25 protein-coding genes are annotated in these 25411 nt (G+C 45.1%); 21 read left to right on the top strand and 4 right to left on the bottom strand.

Going from position 1 to position 25411, the window contains the following annotated elements:
- The first annotated feature begins 19 nt into the window (after positions 1-19).
- From ACTRXG_RS13215 to ACTRXG_RS13205, 3 genes are all read left to right on the top strand, one after another.
- Entirely contained in the window at positions 20-1819 is a 1800-nt protein-coding gene (locus tag ACTRXG_RS13215) for an IucA/IucC family protein (protein WP_474285379.1), read from the top strand.
- Positions 1820-1997: 178 nt separating this feature from the next.
- Complete coding sequence (locus tag ACTRXG_RS13210) at positions 1998-2852, top strand: STAS domain-containing protein (protein WP_474285377.1); 855 nt, start codon at positions 1998-2000, stop codon at positions 2850-2852.
- Positions 2853-2904: 52 nt separating this feature from the next.
- Positions 2905-3330, top strand: a complete 426-nt coding sequence (locus ACTRXG_RS13205; RefSeq protein ID WP_474285375.1) for an SRPBCC family protein — start codon at positions 2905-2907, stop codon at positions 3328-3330.
- Between the two features lie 40 nt (positions 3331-3370).
- Here the strand turns inward: ACTRXG_RS13205 and ACTRXG_RS13200 are convergent, their stop codons facing one another.
- On the bottom strand, positions 3371-4174 hold the full coding sequence (locus ACTRXG_RS13200; RefSeq protein WP_474285374.1) for an alpha/beta hydrolase family protein: 804 nt from the start codon (positions 4172-4174) through the stop codon (positions 3371-3373).
- A gap of 77 nt (positions 4175-4251) precedes the next feature.
- On the opposite strand from ACTRXG_RS13200, the gene ACTRXG_RS13195 reads away from it, so the two are divergent.
- Together ACTRXG_RS13195 and ACTRXG_RS13190 are read left to right on the top strand one after the other, a co-directional pair.
- A complete protein-coding gene (locus ACTRXG_RS13195) occupies positions 4252-4410 on the top strand; it encodes a hypothetical protein (protein ID WP_322526058.1) in 159 nt (52 codons plus the stop codon).
- Between the two features lie 13 nt (positions 4411-4423).
- Entirely contained in the window at positions 4424-4975 is a 552-nt protein-coding gene (locus tag ACTRXG_RS13190; RefSeq protein ID WP_474263739.1) for a GNAT family N-acetyltransferase, read from the top strand.
- Between the two features lie 56 nt (positions 4976-5031).
- Here ACTRXG_RS13190 and ACTRXG_RS13185 read toward each other — a convergent pair whose 3' ends face one another.
- Both ACTRXG_RS13185 and ACTRXG_RS13180 read right to left on the bottom strand, forming a co-directional pair.
- Complete coding sequence (locus tag ACTRXG_RS13185) at positions 5032-6360, bottom strand: APC family permease (RefSeq protein WP_474281721.1); 1329 nt, start codon at positions 6358-6360, stop codon at positions 5032-5034.
- A gap of 15 nt (positions 6361-6375) precedes the next feature.
- Entirely contained in the window at positions 6376-7167 is a 792-nt protein-coding gene (locus ACTRXG_RS13180) for a carbon-nitrogen hydrolase family protein (protein WP_474285372.1), read from the bottom strand.
- A gap of 179 nt (positions 7168-7346) precedes the next feature.
- Here ACTRXG_RS13180 and ACTRXG_RS13175 point away from each other — a divergent pair, with 179 nt between their 5' ends.
- The 3 genes from ACTRXG_RS13175 to ACTRXG_RS13165 all read left to right on the top strand — a co-directional run bounded on the left by ACTRXG_RS13175 (position 7347) and on the right by ACTRXG_RS13165 (position 10503).
- The gene (locus ACTRXG_RS13175; protein ID WP_474285370.1) at positions 7347-8573 is read left to right on the top strand and encodes a sigma-54 interaction domain-containing protein; all 1227 of its coding nucleotides are present in this window, start codon (positions 7347-7349) and stop codon (positions 8571-8573) included.
- A gap of 22 nt (positions 8574-8595) precedes the next feature.
- Positions 8596-9381: a carbon-nitrogen hydrolase family protein gene (locus ACTRXG_RS13170; RefSeq protein ID WP_474285368.1), complete on the top strand. Its 786-nt coding sequence runs from the start codon at positions 8596-8598 to the stop codon at positions 9379-9381.
- A gap of 69 nt (positions 9382-9450) precedes the next feature.
- Positions 9451-10503, top strand: a complete 1053-nt coding sequence (locus ACTRXG_RS13165) for a C45 family autoproteolytic acyltransferase/hydolase (protein ID WP_474285367.1) — start codon at positions 9451-9453, stop codon at positions 10501-10503.
- Between the two features lie 24 nt (positions 10504-10527).
- Here the strand turns inward: ACTRXG_RS13165 and ACTRXG_RS13160 are convergent, their stop codons facing one another.
- Complete coding sequence (locus ACTRXG_RS13160; RefSeq protein ID WP_474285365.1) at positions 10528-11313, bottom strand: SDR family oxidoreductase; 786 nt, start codon at positions 11311-11313, stop codon at positions 10528-10530.
- Between the two features lie 194 nt (positions 11314-11507).
- On the opposite strand from ACTRXG_RS13160, the gene ACTRXG_RS13155 reads away from it, so the two are divergent.
- The 13 genes from ACTRXG_RS13155 (at position 11508) to ACTRXG_RS13095 (ending at position 25271) form a co-directional block, all read left to right on the top strand.
- On the top strand, positions 11508-11939 hold the full coding sequence (locus ACTRXG_RS13155; RefSeq protein WP_474285364.1) for a VOC family protein: 432 nt from the start codon (positions 11508-11510) through the stop codon (positions 11937-11939).
- A 13-nt stretch (positions 11940-11952) separates the two neighbouring features.
- Positions 11953-12498 (top strand): GNAT family N-acetyltransferase, encoded by a 546-nt coding sequence (locus ACTRXG_RS13150; protein WP_474285362.1) that lies wholly within the window; start codon positions 11953-11955, stop codon positions 12496-12498.
- Between the two features lie 158 nt (positions 12499-12656).
- The gene (locus tag ACTRXG_RS13145) at positions 12657-13367 is read left to right on the top strand and encodes a TraR/DksA C4-type zinc finger protein (protein ID WP_474285361.1); all 711 of its coding nucleotides are present in this window, start codon (positions 12657-12659) and stop codon (positions 13365-13367) included.
- A 292-nt stretch (positions 13368-13659) separates the two neighbouring features.
- Complete coding sequence (locus ACTRXG_RS13140) at positions 13660-14481, top strand: MIP/aquaporin family protein (protein ID WP_474285360.1); 822 nt, start codon at positions 13660-13662, stop codon at positions 14479-14481.
- Between the two features lie 236 nt (positions 14482-14717).
- Complete coding sequence (locus tag ACTRXG_RS13135) at positions 14718-16265, top strand: carboxylesterase/lipase family protein (protein ID WP_474285359.1); 1548 nt, start codon at positions 14718-14720, stop codon at positions 16263-16265.
- A 99-nt stretch (positions 16266-16364) separates the two neighbouring features.
- The gene (locus ACTRXG_RS13130; protein WP_474285358.1) at positions 16365-19319 is read left to right on the top strand and encodes a CDP-glycerol glycerophosphotransferase family protein; all 2955 of its coding nucleotides are present in this window, start codon (positions 16365-16367) and stop codon (positions 19317-19319) included.
- A gap of 293 nt (positions 19320-19612) precedes the next feature.
- A complete protein-coding gene (tagD, locus tag ACTRXG_RS13125) occupies positions 19613-20008 on the top strand; it encodes a glycerol-3-phosphate cytidylyltransferase (protein WP_022793663.1) in 396 nt (131 codons plus the stop codon).
- Positions 20009-20235: 227 nt separating this feature from the next.
- Entirely contained in the window at positions 20236-21498 is a 1263-nt protein-coding gene (locus ACTRXG_RS13120) for a CDP-glycerol glycerophosphotransferase family protein (RefSeq protein ID WP_474263713.1), read from the top strand.
- A 33-nt stretch (positions 21499-21531) separates the two neighbouring features.
- Positions 21532-22341 carry an ABC transporter permease gene (locus ACTRXG_RS13115; protein WP_462864959.1) on the top strand — a complete coding sequence of 270 codons (810 nt, stop codon included), beginning with the start codon at positions 21532-21534 and terminating at the stop codon, positions 22339-22341.
- A gap of 59 nt (positions 22342-22400) precedes the next feature.
- Entirely contained in the window at positions 22401-23207 is an 807-nt protein-coding gene (gene tagH, locus ACTRXG_RS13110; protein WP_322526046.1) for a teichoic acids export ABC transporter ATP-binding subunit TagH, read from the top strand.
- Positions 23208-23300: 93 nt separating this feature from the next.
- Positions 23301-23888 carry a GNAT family N-acetyltransferase gene (locus tag ACTRXG_RS13105; RefSeq protein ID WP_474263711.1) on the top strand — a complete coding sequence of 196 codons (588 nt, stop codon included), beginning with the start codon at positions 23301-23303 and terminating at the stop codon, positions 23886-23888.
- 1 nt (position 23889) lies between these two features.
- On the top strand, positions 23890-24321 hold the full coding sequence (locus ACTRXG_RS13100) for a UPF0158 family protein (protein WP_022793658.1): 432 nt from the start codon (positions 23890-23892) through the stop codon (positions 24319-24321).
- 14 nt (positions 24322-24335) lie between these two features.
- Positions 24336-25271, top strand: coding sequence for an alpha/beta hydrolase (locus ACTRXG_RS13095; protein WP_474263709.1), 936 nt, complete (start codon positions 24336-24338; stop codon positions 25269-25271).
- Positions 25272-25411 lie beyond the last annotated feature (140 nt).

Genomic DNA, 25411 nt, shown 5'->3' with positions numbered 1-25411 from the left:
AAAGAAAGGAAGGAAGCAGATGAATTCATATACGGCGGAGTCCGCGGAATCTGTCCAACAGCTGCACTGGGAGGAGGCGAACCGGCGGTTAACGGCTAAAATGCTTCAGGAATTCCTGTACGAGGGTATTATCGACGCAGAGGTTACCGAAGAGGGAGAGCTGCAGAAGCTTCAAGTGAAAACAGCTCAGGCAGTTTATGCATTTTCGGCGCGCAAGCGGTTTTTTGACAGTGTCCACGTGTATCCGGAAAGCATAGTGAAAAAAGAAGGGAAATCAGAAGCGCCGGTCCGGGCGGACGCTTTTCTGCTTGAACTACAGCAAACAGCTCCAATTTCGAGTGAAACAGCGGGGCATTTGCTGAAAGAATATTATCATACCCTGACAGCAGACTGCTATTTGCTGGACAAAAGGACGACGGCTGCCGAGCTTGCAGACATGGATTATCTGCTGCTCGAAGGAGAAATGAACGGCCATCCGTGGATCACATATAATAAAGGCCGAATTGGCTTCAGCTTTCAGGATTATCTTTCTTATGCCCCTGAACATAAGCAGAAAGTCCATTTATTCTGGATAGCGGTCCACAGGGAAGCTGCTTCGTTTCAGACCCTGCATTCTGATGGTTACCGCCAGTTAATAGAGCAGGAGCTGGATGAAACCGAGCGCAATTATTTTAGCAGTCTAATAAGCCGTGCCGGGGAAGAACCGGATGACTATTATTACATGCCGGTGCATGACTGGCAGTGGGACAATTACATCGTAACGCTCTACGCTGAGTATATTGCCAGAGGGTGGATTATTCCTCTGGCGTATTCAAAAGATGCGTACCTTCCGCAGCAATCGATTCGTACGTTCGTCAACACAGAGCATAAAACAAAAAAACATGTGAAGCTTCCGCTAAGTATTTTAAATACACTCGTTTACCGGGGGCTGCCAAGCGAGCGGACAAAAGTGGCACCAGAGGTGACCAAATGGATTCAAGCCATCAAGGACGAAGACCCTTTTCTGCGGGATACGTGTGAGGTGGGGCTGCTCGGGGAAACAGAAACAATCGATGTGCCGCATCCCGGGTTTCATCATCTGCAGGGAGTGCCGTACCAGTATACAGAGATGCTGGGTGCTGTCTGGAGAGAAAGTATTTATACGGCAGTGGAGGATGAAGAAAAGCCAGTAACGCTGGCGGCTCTTTTGCACGAAGATGCGAATGGAAAGCTGTTGGTTCAGGAGTATGTGGAACGTTCAGGGTTAAGTACGAAAGCGTGGATAAAGCAGCTGTTTGATTCCCTGCTCCCTCCGCTGCTGCACTACATGTATAAATACGGCACCGTTTTTTCTCCTCACGGGCAGAATACAATTGTTGTATTAAAGAACTATGCCCCGCAGCGGCTGATCATGAAAGACTTTGTGGATGATGTGAATGTGAGCGATCAGCAGCTGCCGGAGCTCGAGGAGCTTCCAGAGGAGTTAAAGCAGGTTCTTCGGTGCGAGCCGCCAGAAGGACTTGTGCAGTTCATTTTCACCGGGTTGTTCATCTGCCACTTCCGCTATCTGGCGGATCTGCTCGACCGGAAGAACTTACTTACAGAAAGTATATTCTGGAAAATGGCTGTGGAAACAATGGAAGCGTACGAAAAATGCTTTCCGGAGCTGAATGGACGCTTTGAGCTTTTTAATCTTTTTCAGCCGACCATGGTGAAGCTGTGCCTGAATCGGAACCGGATGCTTGATTACGGCTACGGTGACGGTGATGACCGCCCGCACGCTTCAGAGCATGGGTATGTGGACAACGCCCTCTATATGGTTCGTGCGTATAATGAATAAGTCAGGGATCTTCCCTGGCTTTTTTGTTTGATAATTTATCTTTGTGATGAATTACATAATTAGTACATAAATATATCGTACTAAAGACACATGTATTGTTTAGAAAGGGGAAACGTATTATAATAATTCTAATGTACAAATCATCCCCTCAATCAATCTAAATGTGGAGGAACATAAATTGCAAAAAGAATATAGTCTGGATTCGACTGAATTCCCGTCACTCAAATCTGTTTCGCAGAAAATGTTTGATTTAATAGCCGACCAGCTTGATGTGAATACAGCGTATATTACAAAGCGCGGCAACAATGAAATGACTGTCATCAGCACGTTTAATAAAAAAGAAGAAATTATTCCCGAAGGCTATTCGGTAGAATACAGTGATACGTACTGCAGGAAAATTATTATGAACGAGGAAGACGCACTCTGTACAGAAGACCTGACAAAAGATGTGATGACAAGAGAATTGGAGGTAACCTCCCAGCTGCAGATGAAAGGATTCCTCGGTGTCACGCTGACCGATCTGAACGGCAATGTATTCGGCACGCTGTGTGTTATGGATCCCGAGGAAAAAATATTCAGCCAGGAGGATGTGGACTACTTAAAAGCCATGGGAGAGGTGCTTGCACATATTATCGAGCTCGACCACACCCAGTACAACCTCGGATTTTTAAACGTGCCGATTATTCCGGTCAGAAAAGGTATTTCGATTCTTCCGGTTCAGGGAATTATTGATGAAAAACGGGCTGAAATTATTACCCGTACCGTTCTGGAGTACGCGGCAGACCAAAAAATTGAGCACCTTGTGATTGATTTGTCAGGGCTTGTGATCGTGGATGGTGAGTTTCCGCACGTGTTTATTAATGTCATTCATGCCCTGAAGCTAATGGGAGTTAACATTTTACTGACCGGAATATCTCCGGCGATCGCCCAGCATGAATTAAGCAACAATGAAATTTTAAAAATGAATATCCACATCTCAAGAAATCTGGAATCTGCGCTTGAACATATTGGTTTTCATCTGCAGTCTCAATAAAACCGGCCCTTCTGCCGGTTTTTTTAGTAGCCAAAGCACAGGGAGGGATAAGATGAAGCATGAAATCATGATAAAAGCATCCAGGAAGACAGTATATGATTGTTTAACGGATCCAGAGAAGCGGGCAGAGTGGAGTCCAGAAATTATCGACATTACATATGAGCATTCACCTGAAAAGGAAGGTGCGTTATTTACTCAGACCCAGAAAGCTGGGCGCTCCGTCTACGTATCTGAAGGGAGAAATCTAAGTGTGAAGGAGCCGGAGTTATTCAGCTATGAATTGACTCTCCAGCAAATGCATATAGTCATTACCTATGAATTAAAAGAGCGATCGGCATGGACCGAAGTCGTCCAGACGTACGAATCCCGTCAAAACCACCGTTTTGGCCGGGTGCTTGGGGCGCTCGTACGTCCGCTGACGAATAAGCTTGCTAAGGATATACTGAAAGGGCTGAAAAGGTACAGTGAAGCATTATAAAAAACCGCGAAAATATTAGTAAATTATTTTCGCGGTTTTTTTATAGAGAAAGCATCTCATGGATTTCTTCTTTAATCAGGCTCCACGCATCGGTCTGGATATCGGTAAGCATAAAATGCTCTGCATCCGGGAGTTCGAGATACCGGATGGACCGGTAGCCGATTTTGGCCGCCTGATGGTACTGCGCGCTGATGCCTACCGGCACGTTCACGTCGAGCGCTCCGTGCACGATTATCTGTGGGACATCGATAGGGATCAGGTCAAACGGCGACGTTTCAGTATAGCGTTCAGGAAATTCGTCCGGGGAGCCGCCAAGCAGATCGGCGACAGGGTCCGATGGTTCCTGGGCGTTTGTGATTTTGTTGCGGTAGTCATGTATCTCGTGCATTAGATGTAAATCAAGCACCCCGGCGAGACTTACCGCTCCATATATGGATAGCGGGTCAGCGAAGTGGGACAATTCGCTGGTAGCGGGCAGGGATGGCCTGGCAGCGAGCCATAAGGCGAGCTGTCCCCCTGCGGAATGTCCAATGGTAAACACTCGTCGAACGTCAATGGGGCGGGTGGCTGCGAGCTCGCGCACGTAATCAGCGGCCCTGCCAACGTCATTGAACGTTCCGGGCCAACCACCGCCCTCGTGCCCAACGCGACGGTATTCAATGTTCCATGTGGCAATGCCTTCCCGGGTTAAATCCTCAGCCACGTCCTGAATAATATCGAGACCAAAAGGTGTTCGCCAAAATCCTCCGTGAATAACTATTGCTAAAGGAAAAGGACCTTCTCCCTCAGGCAGGCGAAGTTCTCCGAACTGTTCAGAGTGCTCACCGTAATAAATTCGTTCCATATTTTTCCCTCCTGTTCTCCTTTTATCATACCTGCTTTTGGTACAATAGATAATAGGAAATGCTGAGGAGGAGAGACGTGAGGATAAAAACGTTTTACGCCATAAGCGATAAAGGACTCGACAAGAAAGTGAATGCCTTTCTGGACGATGCAGGCATCGAAGTAACAGATATTCAGTTTGCAATGAACTTCTTTTATTTCAGCGCGATGATCGTATACCAGGATAATAGAGAATAAATGGGGGATAGATATGCAGCCATTAGTAAAAGCAATTGAAGGAGAGCAGCTGTACCTGCGTCCTTACACGAAAGAAGAAATACCGGCGTTGTACGAAGCGTTTAATAATAATCACATTGCCCGCCAGTTTACCGGCGCCAGCCATATTTATACGCTGGAGGATGTGGAGCGCTATATCGAAGGTACCGATGCCCATGCAGACGTCCGGCTCGGCATTTTCATGCAGGGAAATGATCAATTAATCGGGGATACTTCGTTTATTGATATCGACACACCGGCGAGCCGGCAGGCGAGGTTTCAAATGATTATATTTGACGACTATATCGGGCAGCGCTTCGGCACTGAAGCAACAAAGCTGATGCTTGAATACGGGTTCGGGAAGCTGAATTTCCATAGGATTGAACTTGAAGTTTTTTCGTTTAACACCCGGGCGATTCACGTATATGAAAAGCTTGGATTTGTGCACGAAGGAATGAAGCGCGAGTGTCGTTACTACGACCACCAGTATTATCATGCTGTAATGATGAGCATACTCGAGCAGGAATACCGGGAAAAGCATCGCTAAGCTTAAAAATCAGCAGCAGCCGATCGGCTGCTGCTGATTTTTTGAAAAGTGAAATACTATTCGATCGTTAAGTCAGGAGTTTTCCTGGAGAAAAATCTAGTTAAATAAACTAAATAGATAAATCCTGCAGTGGCCCAGATTGTACCTAACAATAGTGCATTTTGATCTAAGTTTATAAATAACGCAATATCAAAAGCAGCACCGATTAGTGGAATAACAAGAAACAACAGAAGATCTTTGCCTCTTCGACGTTGTTCTTTTATAAAGTAATGAGCGATAACCGATACGTTTACAAAAGTAAACGTAATGAAAGCTCCAAAATTTATAAAGGAAGTAGAGGTGGTAATATCAAGCACTAACGCCAGGAGACCTACAATCCCCACGATGACTATATTTAAAACTGGTGTGCGGGAGCGTTGGTTAATAAAGCCAAATATTTTTTTAGGCAGTACTCCGTCTCTTCCCATCGCATAAAGCAGCCGGGAACCACTGGCCTGAGCGGAAAGCCCGGATGCAAATTGGGCTAAAATTAACCCTGCCAAGAAAATAGCGCTGAAAAGGTTACCTCCAATTTGATAGGCAATTTCTAAAGCAGCTGAATCTGCATTGTTGATTTGGCTGAAATCAGGATACACGAGATATAAGAAATAGGAAGCTGCGATAAAAATGCCGCCGCCAATTAATGTAATTAATATGATAGCTTTAGGAAGAGTTTTTTCAGGTTTAATGGTTTCTTCAGAAAGTGTAGTAACAGCATCAAATCCCAAAAATGAATAACAGGCTATTGAGGCCCCTGCTAATATTAAAGGAAATTCAGCGTCGCTGTTAAATAACGGTTCTAAAGCAAATATTGTGCCCGTCCCCATACCCTGGACTAAATTCACAATACAAAGAACAACGAATAAGGTAACCACTGAGAGCTGAAAGATCATCATAAGTAAGTTGACCTTCGTAGTGGTAGTTATTCCAATTATATTAATAATAGTTGTAATTACGATGAAAGCTACAATCCATACCCAGGCAGGAATGAAGGGGAAAGCAGTATTTAAATAAACGCCGCCAATCAGCCATATGACCATAGGAAGAAATAAATAATCTAATAAAACCGACCAACCGACCATAAAACCTACGGGGGCGCTGATCGACTTTCTTGTATAAGTGTAAGCTGAACCAGAAATAGGAAAAGCTTTTACCATCCGACCATAGCTGTAAGCAGTGAAGAGCATAGCGATCATAGCAAACAGGTAGGCGGAAGGTACAAAACCGTTGGTCGTATCTGCTAAAACCCCGTACGTGCCGAACACTATCATTGGGGTCATGTATGCGAGGCCGAATAAAACAACTTGATAAAGAGTAAGCGTTCTTTTTAATTCTCCTGCCGCCATTAACGTTCACCTTCCTTATTTTAAATATTTTTCAAGGCTTTGATAGATATTTTTATTAATATTATTAAGGTAGTTAAGTTTGGGGTCCCGTTCAGCTTTAATTGGTATATTGCCAATTGATATTCCACTTGTTTCCCCGCCTTCCACAAGAGTTTCGCCATTTAGGTCCACGGCTTTGCTGTGACCGAAAAAGTGTAAATCATCATCTGTTCCTATTTGATTGCATATTGCTAAAGGAATTTCGTTTTCCATCGCCCGACTCATCAAATACACATCCTGGTGCTTTTCATAGGGACTCATATTAGCTGTTGGTATTAAGATGATTTCAGCACCTTTAGCACGCAATAATCTGGCCGTTTCAGGGAATTCGAGATCGTAGCATATCATCATTCCGACTTTGCCGTAAGTTGTAGGGAAAACGGGGTAGTCGGAACCATGGGAGAAAGCAGTTTTCTCTTCATCGAATAAATGAGTTTTCCGGTACTTGGAAAGAATTTGACCGGATCCATCAACGTATATTGCTGTAATAAAATACTTTTCTGAATCCTTTTCGGGAAAAGAAAACACTGCATCCACGGCTAACCTCCGACAAGCCTGACAAAGCTTTTGGATCGCAGGGGAATCCATAGAAAGAGAGAGGCTTTCGATGTCTTTCTTATTTTGTAAATAGCCGGTTAGAGACATTTCTGGAAAGAGAACTACCTCCGCCCCTTTTTGTTTAGCTTCCTCCAGCGAAGATATTAATAAATTTAAATTTTTTTCTGTTTTGGTTAATACAGGCTTTATTTGAGCTAATGCTATATGCATAAGTCACCATCCTTTCTACTTAAATATCAATGCAAAAACCATGCCAACATTAAAAGGGTTGATAATTCAGATAATTTAAAATAAAATATAAGTTCATTGATGCTAAAAATCATCAACGAACTGTAAAATCGATGATTTGTATCATCTTGATGAAAAAAATCATCAAAAGGAGGCCGGCGGTGAACTTTCCCCAGCAGTTAGTTATAGTGACAGATGAAAATGAAAACATTATTGAAATACATGGAAAAGAAACGATGCTTTATTCTTCACTGCCTATCCATTTTAAAGAAGGCAGTGATTTATTTTCTCTGGAGTGGCGGAGCTTTTTCAGACAATCCTTACAGAGAAAAAAGCTTTATCAAACGATGGAATCTGTGAATAATGAAATAATATATGTGCGCAAATGCACGTTATTTGAAAAAAATTATATATATATTTTTACTAATTTCTCCTCTCCGGCAGGAGAAGAAAATTCATCTTTAATTTTTAATTCACTGCCAATGAAAAGGATATTAACCATTATTAATAATATATCGGAAGTGGATTCTACGGTGCTTTTGCTGGGAGAGTCAGGTGTTGGAAAAAGTGCGGTCGCTAAATTGATACATGAGAAAAGCAAAAGGGAAGACCAGCCCTTCGTTACAATTAACTGTGGAGCGCTTCCGGAGAGTTTAATTGAAGCGGAATTATTTGGATATGAAGCAGGAGCTTTTACAGGTGGAGATAAAAATGGAAAAATAGGTTTGTTTGAAGCTGCTCATAATGGAACTATTTTCTTGGATGAAATTGCTGAACTTCCATATAGTATGCAGTCTAAATTACTGGAAGTTATTCAAGAAAATAAAATAAGAAGATTAGGCGGAAGAAGCGAACAGAAAATTAATGTGAGAGTAATGGCAGCAACGAATAAGCTTTTGGCAGAATTAGTAGAGCGTAAAGAGTTTCGTGAGGATTTATATTACAGGCTTAATGTGGTGCCTATAACCATTCCTCCTTTAAGGGAAAGGAAGGAAGACATATTTGATTTAGCCGTGCAGCTTTTAGCAAAGTTTAACCATAAATACGGCCGCGAAGTAATTTTTTCAGAAGAAATGCAGGCTGATTTATATTCAAATAAGTGGCAGGGGAATATTAGAGAACTTTCTAATTATATAGAACGTATTGTTGTTACAAATGATATGTATACGGGAGAATGGGAGAAGCCCTCCAGTAATGAATTTGAAACAAAAACAGAAGACATGACCAAAAAGAAGTATCCGACGTTGAAAGAAGTGAGAGAGAAGGCGGAAAAGAAATTAATTATGGAAGTATATGAAACATTTCAAAATACATACCAGACAGCAGAAGTTCTGGAAGTAGACCAGTCTACTGTCTCGAAGAAAATCAAAAAATACAAAAAAGAATAAAAGCGATGGTGGAGGTGTGGTGTTGGGAAAAAGTTCAATTACCATAGGGCTGGCTCAACTGAAATGCGAATTATTAAATAAAGAAATAAACCTTAAAAGAATGTTAAGTACGGTTAAAGAAGCAGAAGAAAAGGCAGTAGACTATCTCATTTTTCCTGAATTATTTCTCAGTGGTTATGTAATGGATGACCAGCTTTTTGACCTCGCTGAGACGACCGATGGTGAAAGCATAAAGAAACTACGAGAAGCTGCTTTCTCCTCATCCATAGGAATATTGGCTGGTTTTCCAGAAAAAAAGAATGACAAATTGTATAATTCGGCAGTTTTTATAAATAAAGAAGGTTCCATAGAGGACGTTTATAGAAAAACACATCTATTTCGGAACGAAGCTGTCTATTTTTCTCCAGGAAGTAAAGCAGATATCATAAAATTGCCGGAAGGGAAAGCGGGAGTGCTGATTACCTTTGATATGGAGTTCCCTGAAATGCCGAGGCTTTTAGCTTCACAGGGCGCAGAGGTCATATTTGTACTGGCAGCAAATATGTCACCTTATCAGCGGTATCAGCATACATATCTGCATGCTCGGGCGATGGAAAACCATGTATTTATGGCAGCAGCTAATAAAGTAGGCCTGCACGTGGATAATATTTTTTTCGGCGAAAGTCAGGTCGTAAGCCCGGAAGGGATATCATTGTATAAGGCAGGTCATAATGAAGAGTTAGGGATTATAGAAATTAATTTAAATGAAACAAAAACAGCCCGGGGAGAACTGAATTATTTGCAAAATAAACGCGAAGATCTTTATTGACTAAAGAATATTTAAATGTAAGTTTTCAACTGTAAGAATAAATCTGCTTCTTTTAATGAAGGTGACAATGTGAAAGAGATATACAGCAGCGTGGTACAGTTTCGCGGCACTCATTACGAATTTGGCAAATACCAGGGAAAACTTCTTGCCGGGTCATTATCCGTTGAAAACCGGGATAAGCAATGGAAAATACGAAAGCCGCGGTTTCAGGTGGATATAGCGGAAACGAAAGAGGCGCTTATGAAAGTGGCCCCGGGTATCTGGGAGGAGCTTGAAGGGCTGCAGGACGGTTTGAAATGGAGCATGGAAAAAATCATTATGCATTTTTCCGGCTATCGTCTTGAGATACCTAAATCGGGCTGCTCTATTATGACCGGAGACGATTACCTGGTGCGCAATTACGACTATCACCCAAAAACCTACGAGGGCAGGTACACATTGTTTCAGCCGGCGGATCAGGGCTATGCGATGATTGGCCCCTCGCAGCGGGTAACCGGCCGGATGGACGGCATGAACGAAAAACAGCTTGCGATGGGCTATAATTTTATGCACCGGAAAAAGCCGGGAGACGGATTTATCTGCTCCATGATTGGCCGCTTAATCCTGGAGGTGTGTGCATCGGTAGAGGAGGCGGTCGATATGCTGAAAGAAATTCCGCACCGCCACTCGTTCAGCTACGTGATTCAGGACACGAAAGGTGTTTCCAAAGTAGTGGAAGCGTCACCGCGCGGAGTTATCGCCAGGGAGGATCAAACTTGTACGAATCACTTTGAAAAAATGCCGAAAGAAAACCGGCATTATTTAGTGGATTCGAAAGCCCGTCAGGAGGTTATGGAAAAGAAAAAACAGGTACGCCCTTCAGCAGAAGAGGCGTACCGGCTGTTAAATAATACCAGCGGCGGAGTGTTTTCGGATAATTATCACAGCTGGGCTGGCACGATTCATACCGCCGGCTACCTCCTGCAGGAGCAAAAAGCGTGGTTCGCGCTTGGAGGCAGCCGCGATCCCTACGAAATTGACTTCTCCTGCTGGCTGAAAGGGGAAGACCTTTCCGAACAGTATTTGTATGGGCAGATAGACACCGATATGAAATTTCTTCATATGGATCAGAACGTAAAATAAACCGGCACGCGGCCGGTTTATTTTTTATATACGGGCATCCCAGTTCTGCTTTTCCTCCTGCTTCATCTGATCCTCCGTATCCTGCGGATGAGCCGTCCGGAAGGCGTGATGGTCTGCTTCGATGACTTCTACCATTTTGTTAATCATATCGTCAGGGTCAAACTGGCTGTCGAGCATCTGCTCCATGCTGCTGATTGATTTTTCCGGTGTAAAGTTTTTTTCCGGATCATACCATTTCCACTTTTCTTCAAACATCCGGTCATTAAAGCCAGTTTCGTACGGGCCGGGGTTAATGGTGGCCACCTGGACATTGAATTCTTCAAGCTCTGCCTTCATAGATTTCGCGATGGACTCGATGGCGTGTTTAGTGGAACCGTATGGGGCCAAATATGGCATAGCCACAACACCGACGATAGAGCTGAGAAAGATTATTTTGCCGCCGCCTTTCTCTACGAATTTTTTAGCAGCAATCTGTGCATTCTCAAGTGTGCTGAACACATTGGTTTCATAAATTTCGCGAACGCGGTCGACCGGTATTTCAGCTATTGGGCCGCCTTCACCGATGGCTGCGTTGGCAACGAAAATATCATAGTCATAGTCCGCAATCAACTGCTGATCCCGCTTGTTGGTAATGTCGAGCTTAATCACTTCGAGATCCGCACCCGCTGCCTCTGCTTCCTCCCGGAGACTTGTAATCTGCGCCATTATCTCCACTGCAGCAATCACGCGGTGGCCTTTTTTCGCCAGGCCAATCGCTGTTCCTTTTCCAAGGCCGGTGCCAGCACCGGTAATAAATATTGTCTTACTCATAATTTTTCTTCCTCCTTATAGTAGGTCTGGTTGTAATGGACCGTTCCCCTTTGAATGAAGGGCGAAACGCGCCGCATCGCCGAAATGACCTGCCCAGCGGTTCGAGGGAAATGAAAAAGGAAAATGAGGAGACCCGGCGAAATAACAATTAAAGAAGTTTTGAATGTGGAACCTCAATAAGGAAGGACGAAGCTATGAATAGAATTAACCTTATTACACTTGGTGTCAGGGACATTGCTGTTTCCAGAAAATTTTACCGGGATGGACTCGGTTTTGAGGCTGCTTCGACTGAAGACGGCCCGGGTATTGTATTTTTTAATAACAAAGGCACTAAACTTGCTCTGTATTCATTAAAGGAACTGGCAAAAGAAACCGGAGAAGAAATGGAGGGAGCGGCCCAGAGTTTTTCGGGGATCACACTTGCGTACAATGCGAAGTCTGCCGAAGAAGTGGATAGCGTCATGAAACTGGCAGCCGGTGCCGGGGGCAGGATCGTAAAAGCACCGGAATGGGTTTTTTGGGGAGGCTACAGCGGGTATTTTAAAGATCCGGATGGCCACCTCTGGGAAGCGGCATACGCAGAATTTTGGGAATTCGACGAGCAGGACATGCTGATAATGAAATAAAAGGAGACATTCTATGTTTGCGTATAAAATTAACGAGCGCCTGGAGCTGCTGCTGCTTCAAAAAGAGCACGCAGGGGAACTGTTTGCTCTCATTGATGAAAATCGTGAACACTTAAAAGAATGGATGAACTGGGTGGACAATGTCGAATCGGTTCAGGATACTGCTGAAAACATTGATAGGATGCTCCAGCAGGCGGCAGCCGGAGGCGGTTTTCGAGCAGGTATAAGGGTTGAGGGGAGCCTTGCCGGCGTTATTAACTACCACGAAGTGGACTGGGGAAATAAAAAAACGGGCCTCGGCTACTGGCTTGGGAAGGAATACGAAGGAAAAGGCATCATGACTCAGGCAGTAGAAGCTTTTACGAACTATGCCTTCGACGAAATGGATTTGCACCGGGTGGAAATCCGCTGCGCTGAAGGAAATATAAAAAGCAGGGCGGTGCCGGAGAAGCTGGGATTTCAACTGGAAGGGACATTAAAGGAGTCAGAGCGCCTTGCCGGTGGTTATGTCAATCAGGCAGTCTACGGAATGGTCAAAACAGAAGATGGGAGCAGCTGACATATTTTATGGGGGCCCGTGTTTATATATCAGTGAACCGTGGGAAAAGAAGCTAAGCAATCACGGTTTATTTTATTATGAACGTTTTTGAAAAAAAGCATTTTCAATATAGAGGATAAATGGGTAAAGAGGTAGTAGACAAAACTGGAGGGATACAAATGATTACGGCAGAACAGGAAAAAACATTAAAAAATCAGCTTTTGGAAATGAAAGAAGAAAATAAAGAAAAAATTGAAGCAGAAGAAACAGGAAATGCTAATAACAATACAGAAACCATCGGTGAACTTTCCGAATACAGCAATCACCCGGGCGACCAGGGTACGGAGCTGCATGAAATGGAGAAAGACGCAGCATTAAATAATCAGGCCCGGGAACAGCTTGAAAACATCGATCATGCCCTTGAGGCAATGGAAAACGGAAATTACGGTAAGTGCGAAGTCTGCGGCAGAGAAATTCCGTATGAACGCCTTGAAATTGTGCCGGAAACGACACGCTGTGTAGACCATGCCGGCAGCGATAAGCCTGCCCAGGACCATCCCGTGGAAGAAGACGTGGTTAACCCCGGACCGGAGCAGGAAAAAACGGAAGAAAATGTCGCTTTTGATAAAGAAGATACGTGGGAAGCGGTAAGTGAACACAGTACTTCCCAGACGCCATCCGATGATCCGGAAATGACCGGCTACACAAGTGATCAGGAAGAAGAGGAAGAAAAGGAAGGACGGGTGGAAAAAGTAGAAGACGCCTCCATCGCTGATATGGAAGGTGAAGATACCGGAAATACAGCCGACCAAAAGGAACAATGGCAGGGAAGCAGAAATTCTGCCGAACAGGCAAATGGCGGAAAAAATAATTCGAAGGATAAAAAATAAATAAGGCGTATTCGGCTGACCGTTAATTGCTCGGTCGGCCGCTTTATTTATGGAAGAAGCCAGCCAGTAAAAAGAGGCTAAATGAAACTCTGTATTCCAAATCAAATTGACAGCGTTTTCTTTTCATGCTACAGTTTTTCTAAGTTAATATATCGGGCTGAGTCGAATGAAAGCCGCACACTAAATGCTCAAGATGGAGCGGAGTGTGCGGTTTTTTAGTCGTTTCCAGAAAATGGAACGGCTGTCGATACTTATGTCTGCAATTACAAACGCTTACAAGGGAGCTGGAAAAATGTCGATATATTTGGCGGAAATCATTGGCACGATGATACTTATTATTTTTGGCGGCGGTGTGGTCGCAAACGTCAACTTAAACAAATCGAAAGCAGAGGGAGGAGGATGGATTGTTATAGCGCTCGGGTGGGCGTTCGCCGTGGCGATGGGGGTCTACGCCGTCGGGCAGTTTTCCGGTGCGCATTTAAACCCAGCCGTTACTCTCGGCTTCGCTTCTATTGGAGCGTTCCCGTGGGCGGATGTACCCGGATATATCGTTTCTCAAATTATAGGAGCAGGGCTCGGCGGAGCTGTTGTGTACTGGCACTTTCTCGGGCACTGGAAGGAAACGGAGAATGCTGATGTAAAGCTGGCGGCGTTTTCAACTGATCCGGCGATTCCGAACCGGTTTGCGAACTTTTTGAGTGAGTTTATCGCGACCGCTGTATTTTTACTCGTATTAAACAGTATAGGTGCAAACGAGTTCACGGAAGGCCTGAACCCGCTTATTGTCGGTTTTCTTGTTGGGGCGATCGGGCTGTCGCTCGGCGGTACCACAGGCTACGCCATCAACCCGGCCAGGGACCTGGGACCGCGTATTGCCCACGCCCTGCTGCCGATCGCCGGGAAACGGGATTCCAACTGGCCGTATGCCTGGATTCCGGTAGCGGCGCCGGCGCTCGGCGGCGTTTTTGGCTCTCTCGTATACAGGGCTGGATTTTTAGGGGAAGGCTACGGGGTGCTTGCGTTATTCAGTGTTGTGGTCCTCATCGTCTTCGGCGTTCTTTACGTAATGAATAAACGTGATACAGAAGTCAGCAATCCCGATGTTAAAAACTGATAACTGAAAACTGCAGTCCCCGACTTTGGGGTATTGCAGTTTTTTTTATTATTTGTATAGTAAAAAGAGTAGCTGCAAATACGAATATCATAACGATAAGTAAAAATTTGTAAAAATATGTAGCTGCTTATACGTAACCTGGCCATTGTTCCGTCGACTAATATCACGAAGAATTAAAATATACATATTTTCTTACTAAAAAATAAATATAACGCTTTGTATATATGGAGGATAAAATGAAAAAATCAAAAGGTACTGTCCGGCTGCATGCACCCGGAGGAATATACGAAGGCCGTTTATACAAATATGTTCAGGAGTATCTCGGAATAAAATACGCAGAGGCGGAGCGGTTTAAAAAGCCGCAGCGTTTGGGCGAATCCACAGAAGTGTACAGTGCTCTGGATTATGGCCCCTCCTGCCCGCAGACCGTGGAAGGCCTCCGAAAGGGTACCGAATCGGAGGACTGCCTGAATGTAAACATCTGGAGACCGGACGAAGAACCAGTGCACCGCCGGCCGGTGATGGTGTTTATTCACGGCGGCGGCTTTAACAGCGGATCGAACCGGGAGGCGTTGTATGACGGGAAATCGTTGGCTTCCCGGGGAGAAGTGGTGGTGGTGAGTATTAATTACCGGCTGGGGATGTTTGGTTTTTTGGATGCAGAGAACATTTGCGGACCGGAACAGGCCTATATGAAAAACCTCGGCCTGCTCGACCAGATGGAAGCACTCCGCTGGGTCCGGAAAAATATTGAAAGCTTTGGCGGAGACCCGGAGAACGTCACCATCTTTGGAGAGTCAGCCGGCAGCATCAGTGTAACGGCCCTGCTCGCTGCTCCTGCTGCCCGTGGGCTTTTTCAGAAGGTCATCGCCCAGAGCGGAGTGATTACCGGGCTTGCACGTTCGGTGGAGGATGCGGTGAACATTTCGGATCAGCTTATTTACAAGCTCGGCCTGCATTCCATGAATGACATCTGCACGATCCCGGCAGAAAGCCTTGTAAAAACTACGGTGTCGTTCGTGAACAAAAACTTCACCTCCAACGGACCGTATAACGGCTCCAGAATATTTGCCCCCACACCAGATGGAGAAATTATTCCATTTGATGTAGAACGGGCAATTCAGGAAAATGCAGGAGAGGTGCAGCTCCTTCACGGCTCCACTGCCAATGAGATGCATTTTTTCAAGCTGCTGATTCCAGAGCTGCGCCAGAAAAAATCAGTGGATACGTATGTATTATTTTATCTTCGGAAATACGAACATATGTCGGAAGAGACAACGATGGCTGTTTATCATGACTATAAGAAAAGATATCCTAAATGGAGCCGCTCGCAGATTTTTATGCAAATGTTTACAGACCGGGCGTTTCGTTTATATCACACAGAACTCAGCGAGCTTTATTCCCGGGCAGGAGGGAAAGTGTATCAATACCGATTCAATATGGAAGCACGCTGGCTGAAAGCCTGCCATGGACTCGAGCTCGGGTATTTGTTTAATACGGTTAAAACAGCGTTTTCCCTCCGGAACCGGATGCTTTTGGGCATAAATGAAAGCCCGGGGCTCACCCGCAGGATGCAGGACGCCTGGGTTCGGTTCGCCAGGGAAGGAGATCCCGGGCATGAAGATATACCGGAATGGAAGCAGTATACAAAGGACCGGCCGGAAACGATGATTATCGGGAAAAAATGGATCCCAAGGCGCCATGATCATGCGGAGGATGATTTTGCCTGGAGAGCCCGTCTGACCGAAACGTACACGCGCCCATTCGCGTATAGAAGCTACTAATACGCATATGCTATACTAATATGAAACGTAATGCGGACCCTTCAGAGCGTCCGCATTTTACATAGTGAAAAGAGTTTGACAACAGAGGAGAGCGTCGAGATGAAGGCACCAGCAATAAAAACGCATTACCGGACACCGGTGCAGCAGCTGAAGAAAAGAGAGTCCCCGTGGAAGGAAAAACAGTACAGCTGCCGGACGAAGGAATGGCTTGGAGACGACCATGGTATAACAATCCGCATTGAAATTGGAGATGACCGGCTGCCAAAGCGAATTGAAGAGGAATATTCTTTTATCGAATGGGCAGGAGGAGCGGAATGGGAAAACCGGATCAGGGTGCCGCTCCGTTTTTTTACGTCTGACACGAGAAACGGACGGAGCTTTTCAACGTTTGAAGGCTATGTGCCCTACGTACTGCTTGAAAAACTGGCGGCTGATATTCCTTTTAAAGCGGTCGGCTATGCGGTGCTTTCGAACCGGCGGGAAGGAATTCGTTATCGTTTGAAAACTGGAAGGAGCGGGACGACCTGGCTGCAGAAGGGGACAATTAGTGTAAACGAAAAAGGATGTTTATTCAGACCGGTAATCAATAAATTTAACAACCTGGAACTAAAAGTTACCAGGCCGTCGGGAAAAAAAGTGAAGCTCTTCCCTGCATATTTGATGGATGTAGAAGCAGTAGATCAAGGATGGGTATTGCTCGGCACAGCTTCAAAGCATCTGCTTGAAGCAAACGGCTGGCCGTCAAAGCTTCAACTGATTCTGAAAAAGCGCGGAGAACCGAAAAAATATTATTACCCTGTGGAATGGAAGAATGATAAATGGTGGTCGTCGACTGTAAAGCTTGAGGCTTCAAGTCATTTTACAGGAGTATGGGATTTTTATATCGCAGATGCCAGTGAGAAGCCGTTATGGCGGCATCGTCTTCATATGCCGGCCAAGGATATGGTGAAAGCATCCAAGTGGTATGCTCCTCATTATGAAAAAGGGGCGGTCAGCTTCCGGCTGTACCGCACCCAGAATTATTCGGCTTCGGTTATGATTCAGACAGAAAACGTCAAACTGTATACGGTCCGGGCAAGCTATGAACAGGGAACTATTCATTTCCGGGGCACGATTTACTGGAACCGCTACACTCCGGACGCCTGGGAGCTCGTATGGAAAAACAGAGACACTAATGAAGAAGCATCTGTGCCGGTGCATGTGTATAAGCTGCATTCCAAACAGGCGCAATACGTTTTTCACGGAGAAGTGACGGATTTATTTAAAAATGAAGCCGGGAGAGGAAAGCATCCCTACCGGCTCGGGCGGTCGGATCTTTACCTGCGTGTTACCAGAAACGAAGAGGAGATTGATTACCGGCTGCGTTCCAACAGCGGCAACCTCGTGAAAAATACAAAGCTTGAATGGTACCACCAGGACAAAATTTACCGCCACCAGTTTTACCGGACGACAAGTAAACGTGTAGCCTTCTCCATAGATGAAATCGACATTGCCAAGGATATTACATCGATGAAGGTGAAAAACGGGAAATTTATTATTGAAGGGCAGGCCCGTTTTACAACACTGACACGTAACCTGCGGCCGAGACAGCGGGTTACTGTAGTGATAAAAAACCGGGAAACGGAAGACGAGCATCACTTTGCCATCAAAAACCAGTACCTGAAAGATAACTGGGTGCAATTTGAAGCAGAAGCGGCCTTCGAGGATTTCCGCTCGCTTCACGGTGATAGGGCTGTGCTGGATATGCATATCCGTCTGCATGCCGGAGAATTCATGCACGAACGAAAGCTTGGGAAAAAAGATTTTATCTATTATAAAGATGAAATCCTGCATTCCTGGGTGCTTGAAGAGGGGGATCAGGCGGTTTCCTGGTATGTAACCTATACGCCGCGCGGGAATGTGAAAATAGAGACGACAACGTATCCACGTAAGCATTTCCTGAAGCTCCGGGAAGAAAATGCCAGAATGCAGAGGGCTGGGAAAAAGCCTGCAGTGTGGGTTGTCGGGGAACGTCCGGATACGGCGCAGGATACAGGGTATCATTTTTTCAAGTACTGCCGGACCGTACACCCGGAAATGGACGTGTACTATGCGATTGAGAAAGACTCCATGGACCGTGAAGCTGTAGAAAAGCTTGGGAACGTTCTGATTATCGGAAGCGATGAGCACGTGGACGTTTGTCTGCGGGCGACAGCCTTTTTCGGTTCGCATGACATTGAATATTTTCTTCCGTTTAAAGGCTCGTTAATGGAATCCTACCGGAACGGCCTGCGGGTCTTTCTGCAGCACGGCGTGCTTGGGCGAAAGCGTGTGGAATATAACCGGGAATACTATAAATATCCGTTTCATTTGTTTTGCGTCAGCTCGAAAAGTGAAAAGAAAATGGTTATGAAAAAGATGCACTATGATGAAGAGACTGTTCAGGTGACGGGACTTTCACGGTTTGATAATCTCCTGGAGGGCCCGGCGGCGGAGCGGAAAATTATTTTTATTCCGACCTGGCGGGAGTGGCTGCATTCCAAGGAAACCTTTTTGGAATCGGAATATTACCGCCGGTACAAAAGCTTTCTGGAAAATCCGAGGCTGCACCGGTTTTTAGAGAAAAATGACGTGGTGCTGCAGTTTTATCCGCACTACCGGATGCAGCAGTACACAGACGCTTTCGATAAAATTAACAGTGATAAAATCGAAGTAGTCAAACTGGGTAAAAAAACGGTCCAGCAGCTGTTAAAGGAAAGTATGCTGATGATCACAGACTACTCAAGCGTCTCATTTGATTTTACGTATATGCAGAAGCCGGTTATCTATTATCATTTCGATACGAAACGGTTTTTCCAGGGAGGCAGTCTCCGTCCGCTTGAAGAGACTTTTCTTGGAGATGTTGTGCATTCGGAGGAAGAACTGCTGAAAAGCCTGCGGCGTCATTTGAAGCGCGGCTGGATCGAAAAAAAAGCAGTAAGCGAGAACAGGGAAATGATTTTCAGTCATTCAGATAAGCAGAATGCTGCGCGCATTTTCCAGGCTGCAGCAGAGCTTGAAGAAGAAAACAGATGACGGAGCAGAACCATTCTGCTCCGTTTTTTGTGGCGTGCAGCAGCCCATAAACTATATTAAAATATCTTTAAATGTGTGAAAAGATGTGAAGGTTGTCGCGGTTGTCACATAGTTTTATAGAAAGTTCATCCCACTTCCCACGATTAGACGACATATTTGACAGGGTATATGTGTTACAATTAACGCGTCAAGTTGATAAATGTAAATTTTTAATGAAGAATTTGTTGAGAAAATTATTTGTGTAGAAGAATAAAATACAGAGTAAAATTAACGGAATATAGGGGGGCATTACTATGAAAAAAGTATTGACTTACGGCACGTTCGACTTGCTGCATTGGGGGCACATTAATCTTCTTCGCAGAGCTAAAGAACTTGGAGATTATTTGGTGGTAGCAATATCGACAGACGAATTCAATGACTTGAAATCCAAAAAAGCATATTACACGTATGAGCAGCGTAAGCTGATTTTGGAAGCGGTTCGCTATGTAGATGAAGTCATCCCGGAAGAAAACTGGGAGCAGAAAATCGACGACGTACTCGATCACGATATTACGACCTTTGTGATGGGTGATGACTGGCACGGAAAATTCGATTTCCTCCGCCCATACTGTGAAGTAGTTTATCTGCCGCGCACTGCTGACATCTCGACGACGAAAATCAAAAAAGAATTACTGCTCGTAAATTATTAATCTTCACTCAAAGAGGCTTCGCCTGCCTAAGCGGAGAACCTGAGCAGCCGGGGAGGGAGAGATGTTCTCTCCCTTTTTTTGTTGCCATCAAAATTAACAATGATTTACAAAAACTTAAACCTGTTTTGTAAGTTTGTCGTTTTTGTTAAGCTCTTTTTTGATAGAATGGAACAAGATGCGCTGCAAAGCATCCAAAATACGAACTTTTAAAAAATTGAGGGACGATAATGGCAAAAAAGAAATGGACGAAAAAATACAAAAAGAAATTTAAACGCTCATGGAAAAATGTGAAAAAGCGGGTAACGAAACGATGGAAAAAAATTAAAAGGCTGCGTAACGGCAAAAACTTCTACAAAGCGGTCCTATCGGTGCTCGGGAAGCTTCCAAAAAATGAAAACATTATTGTTTTTGAAAGCTTTTTCGGCAAACAGTACAGCTGTAACCCGCGTGCGATTTATGAACAAATGCAGCAGGATTACCCCAAGCTGAGGTTTTACTGGAGCATTGACCACCGGTATAAGGAGCTTTTTGATGAACGGGGCCTGAAGACAATCAAACGCTTCTCTTTCCGCTGGTTTATTGTTTTAATGCGCGCCAGGTACTGGGTATTTAACAGCCGGCTGCCAAAATGGATTCCGAAGCCGGACAAAACGGTGTACATTCAAACGTGGCACGGCACACCTCTCAAAAAACTCGCCAAAGATATGAATGAAGTGACGATGCCGGGCACGACGACGGAAAAATACAAAAGGAATTTCCTGTATGAAGCCGGGCGCTGGGACTATCTTGTAGCCCCGAATCCTTATTCCGCCCAGATTTTCCGGAGGGCGTTTGAATTCAGACATAATCTGCTTGAAACGGGTTACCCCAGAAACGACTACCTTCATCATTATTCACATTCAGACGTCGAGCAGGTCAAAGAAAATCTTGGTATTCCGGAAGACAAAAAGGTTATCCTTTATGCTCCAACGTGGCGGGACAATGAATACTATTTTATTGGGAAATACAAATTTACCCTTTCGATGGATCTAGAGGAAATGCGCAGACAACTCGGAGATGAATACGTACTGCTTCTGCGTCTGCACTACCTGGTGTCTGATCATCTGGATGTTACCGGGTACGAGGATTTTGCGATTGATGCTTCTGCGTATGAGGACATCCGGGACCTTTACGTGGTCAGCGATGTGCTGATTACAGATTATTCTTCTGTGATGTTTGATTATGGCATTTTAAAGCGCCCGATGATATTTTATACGTATGACATCGACAGCTACCGGGATAAGCTGCGCGGGTTCTATTTTGACTTTGAGCAGGAAGCCCCGGGGCCGCTTGTGATGAACACTGAAGAAATCATCGAAGAAGTGAAAAACAGCGACACGATTCGGGAACGTTACCATAAAGAGGTTGCCGATTTCGAAGAACAGTTCAATCAGTGGGAAGACGGCTATGCGGCCAAGCGTGTGGTGGAAAAAGTGTTCAACGCAAATTAATTAGTTGGGCAGAGGATAAAAGAGGGAAACAATATGAATGCAGTACGAACCGTAGCGAAAGAATTATGGACGAGCATTCCGCTGATCAACCGGCTGGCGGTATATGAAACAAAAATTAAAAACAAAAGCAATTACCTTGGTTCCTTCTGGGAAATCATCAGTCCGCTTCTGTTTATTGCCATTTATTGGTTTGCTTTTGGCTATGGGATCCGCCAGCGGAGCGACGTAGATGGCATTTCGTTTCTGACCTGGATGCTTGCGGGCATTATCCTGTGGTTTTTTATCCAGCCCGGGGTAACCAACGGGTCAAAAGCTATTTTTTCAAAGATAAAAATGATCTCCAAAATGAACTTTCCGACGAGCATTATTCCAGCCTACGTGGTGATCTCAAGGCTCTTTCCACATTTGGCGCTGCTTGCGATTACGATTGTTTACATGCAGTTTGCCGGGCATCCGATCAGCGTGTATTATCTTCAAATTCCGTATTTTCTGCTGGCAGCTATTCTGCTTGTGCTCAGCGTGGTCATGATCACCTCTACGCTTACGGTAATTGTCCGGGATTTTCAAGTATTTATTCAATCTTCCATCCGGGTGTTTTTGTATTTAACTCCGATACTGTGGCCGATGGACAACCGGCTGCCTGACTGGCTGATTCCTGTAATGAAAATCAACCCGATGTACTACCTGGTGGAAGGGTATCGGGCAAGCTTTTTTTACGGGGAATGGTACTTCATTACAAATGCCAGCTACACCCTTTATTTCTGGGCGTTGGTTTTTGTGCTTTTCAGTATTGGAGCTGTATTGCATGTGCGCTTCCGCCGGCATTTTGTGGATTTTCTGTAAACCGGCAGTGCGGATAGTTTTATAAATCACACAATGAGGATAGAGACGGGGGAGAAAAAATGAAAAAATCCGTCGTAGTCAAAAATGTTTCAAAAAAATATAAGCTGTATGATACGCATGCTGAACGGCTGAAGGATCTGCTTCTGCCAAAAAGCTACGGGGAAGAGTTTTACGCTCTGCACAATGTTTCGTTTAAAGCAGACAAAGGGGATATCATTGGACTCGTAGGAGTCAATGGTTCCGGGAAATCAACTCTTTCCAATATTATTTCCGGCACCATTCCGCCAACGAAGGGCTCGGTAAAGACGAATGGGGAAGCTGCGATGATCTCTGTTTCCACGGGGCTGAACGGAAAGCTTTCCGGACGGGAAAATATCGAGCTGAAATGCTTGATGCTCGGGTTTTCCAAACGGAAAATCCGGGAAATGGAGCCGGATATTATCGAGTTTTCCGAGCTTGAGCAGTTCATTGACCAGCCGGTAAAGTCGTATTCGAGCGGTATGAAGTCAAGGCTTGGCTTTGCCATATCGATCACTGTAAATCCGGATATTTTTATTGTAGATGAAGCTTTATCTGTAGGGGATAAAGCCTTTGCGCAAAAATGCCTGGATAAAATGCACGAATTTAAGCAGCGGGGGAAAACGATGTTTTTTGTCAGCCATTCGCTGACGCAGATGAAAGAATTCTGCAACAAAATACTATGGCTTGAATTTGGAGAAGTGAAAGCTGAAGGAGAAGCCTCCGAAATTTTAAAACAATATGAAGCTTTCCTTAAAGAATACAATGCTTTTACCCCGAAAGAGAAAAAAGCATTCCGGAACCGGGGCTTTGAAAAGCAGAGTGCTGTCCGGGCAGTAACACAGTAAGCAGCATCCCGGGAGGTGCTGCTTTTTACTTTTGGCTTAAGGCCTGGAGTGATATGATAAGTACATCCGATTAAAGGAAATGGAGCTAATACATTGCGGTTAACAGGAGAGCAGTTTGATTTGGAATTGCTGGAGGAAAAACATGCAGACTCATTGTTTGAAATCGCCTCAGAGCCTTCCAATTGGACATACATGACGAGAAAGATGCATAATAAACACGATATGAAAATGATCGTCGAGGAAGCTTTGAAGCTGTATCAGCAGGGAGATACGGTGCCGTTTGTTGTGAAGCGGAAAAAAGACGGCGCCATTGTGGGATCGACCAGGCTTTACGATATTTCCCCGCAGCGGAAAACAGCAGAGATTGGATCTACGTATTACAGTGAAAGGGTCCGTTCCACCGGCGTAAATACGGAGTGCAAATATTTACTTCTCACATATGCGTTTGAAACCCTGGGGGTTGTTCGTGTACAGTTTAAAACAGATGAACAGAACAAAGCTGCCAGGAAAGCAATTCAGAAGCTGGGAGCTTTTGAAGAAGGCATTCTGCGTAATGAGCGCAAGCTCCCGGATGGGCGTGTGCGCAATGCGGCTGTTTACAGCATTATAAAAGAGGAATGGCCGGAGGTAAAAGCGAAATTAACGGAAAGAATTGAAATCAAGAAAAAGGGGCACGAATAATATGGCATTGATGGATGATTTAGTAGAAGCATACCTGCAGCAGTTTGATGAGTTTATGTTCGTTTTGGATAAAAAGCTCGGACTGGTATTTGTCGAAACAGTATCAGAGGATACGCCGCTTTCCTGGAGTTCGGAGGAAAGCGCGAATCTTGTAGCTATCCCGACGATTACGAAAGCAGAAAGTACACGGCTGATGCAGGACTTTGCCTCGAAGCAGCCGGATGATAAAGAGGAATCCCTGAAAAAAGCACTGGAACAAGAGGACCGTTTTTTATCTTTCGAAAAACAGGTGGAAGAATTCGGGCTCGAAAATGAATGGGAGCAGTTCGAACGGGATAATGCCAAAAAATACGTGCAGGATTGGCTGCAGCTGCTTCAGCTCGATTACAACGAACTGAATGAAAAGCACGCCATCCATGCAGCAGACGAGTAAGCGGGGCAGATAATATGGCTGTGCACGAAGAACTGCAGGCAATTTTAGAAGAACAGGAAAGCATGATGCAGATGCACGAGCTGACGCCGGTAGAAGCCCGGGGCCAGTTCAATGACAGCATCGACGTTATTACGTCCCACGTTAACGTCGATGAAGCCGGAGGTATCCGGGATATAATGACTACCGGAGAATACGGGGAAATACCGCTCCGGATTTATTACCCTGATACCGAGATGGACCGCTACCCGACCATTGTTTACTATCACGGCGGCGGATTTGTGATTGGGAATATTGGGACACACGACCACATTTGCCGTGCCATCGCCAAAGAGTCGGATTGTGCAGTCGTGAGCGTGGATTACCGGCTTGCGCCCGAGCATCCTTTTCCGGCAGCGCCGGAGGATGCATACAATGCGCTGCTATGGCTGATGGAAAATGCGGAGCCGCACCAGCTGGACGCGGAAAGGACAGCTCTGGCCGGCGACAGCGCGGGTGGCAACCTGGCAGCTGTGACTGCTATACGCGCGCTGGAAGAAAACGGCCCGAAGGTGGCTTCACTGCTTCTTTTTTACCCAAGCGTCAGCGGGGAGCATGATTTCCCTTCGGTGGATATGTTTGCCGGAGGATATGGTCTGCCGCTCCGGGATCTGGAATGGTTTATGGAACAGTATGCTGACGGAGAAGATGAAGAGGATCCATACCTCGCTCCGCTCGTTTTTGAACGACTTGGGGAGCTTCCGCCTACTCATATCGTTACTGCCGAAAACGATGTGCTTCGTGATGAAGGAGAGGCATTCGCCAAAGCTATTGACCAGGCTGGCGGGCAGGTAAGCCTGCGCCGGGCAGAAGGTATGATCCACGGTTTTCTGCACTGGACCAGAGCGTTTCCGGAGGTTGATGAAGAGCTTCTCGCCGCACTGGAGCCAGTGAAGGACGTTCTCGCGGAATAACTGAATAATAAAAAGAAATTCCTCCTGTATAAAAAGTATATAGGGGGATTTTTGTATTATATGTACTTTTATGTTGCGGGTTTATTAACAATTATTTCCATTATCAATAAAAAAGAGACAGAATCCCCGTTGATACGGTA

It is taken from the genome of Marinococcus sp. LNSP9103-4 (assembly GCF_056034345.1).
Note: the sequence above shows the minus strand (reverse complement) of the source record. Positions and strands in the feature narration are given on the sequence as shown.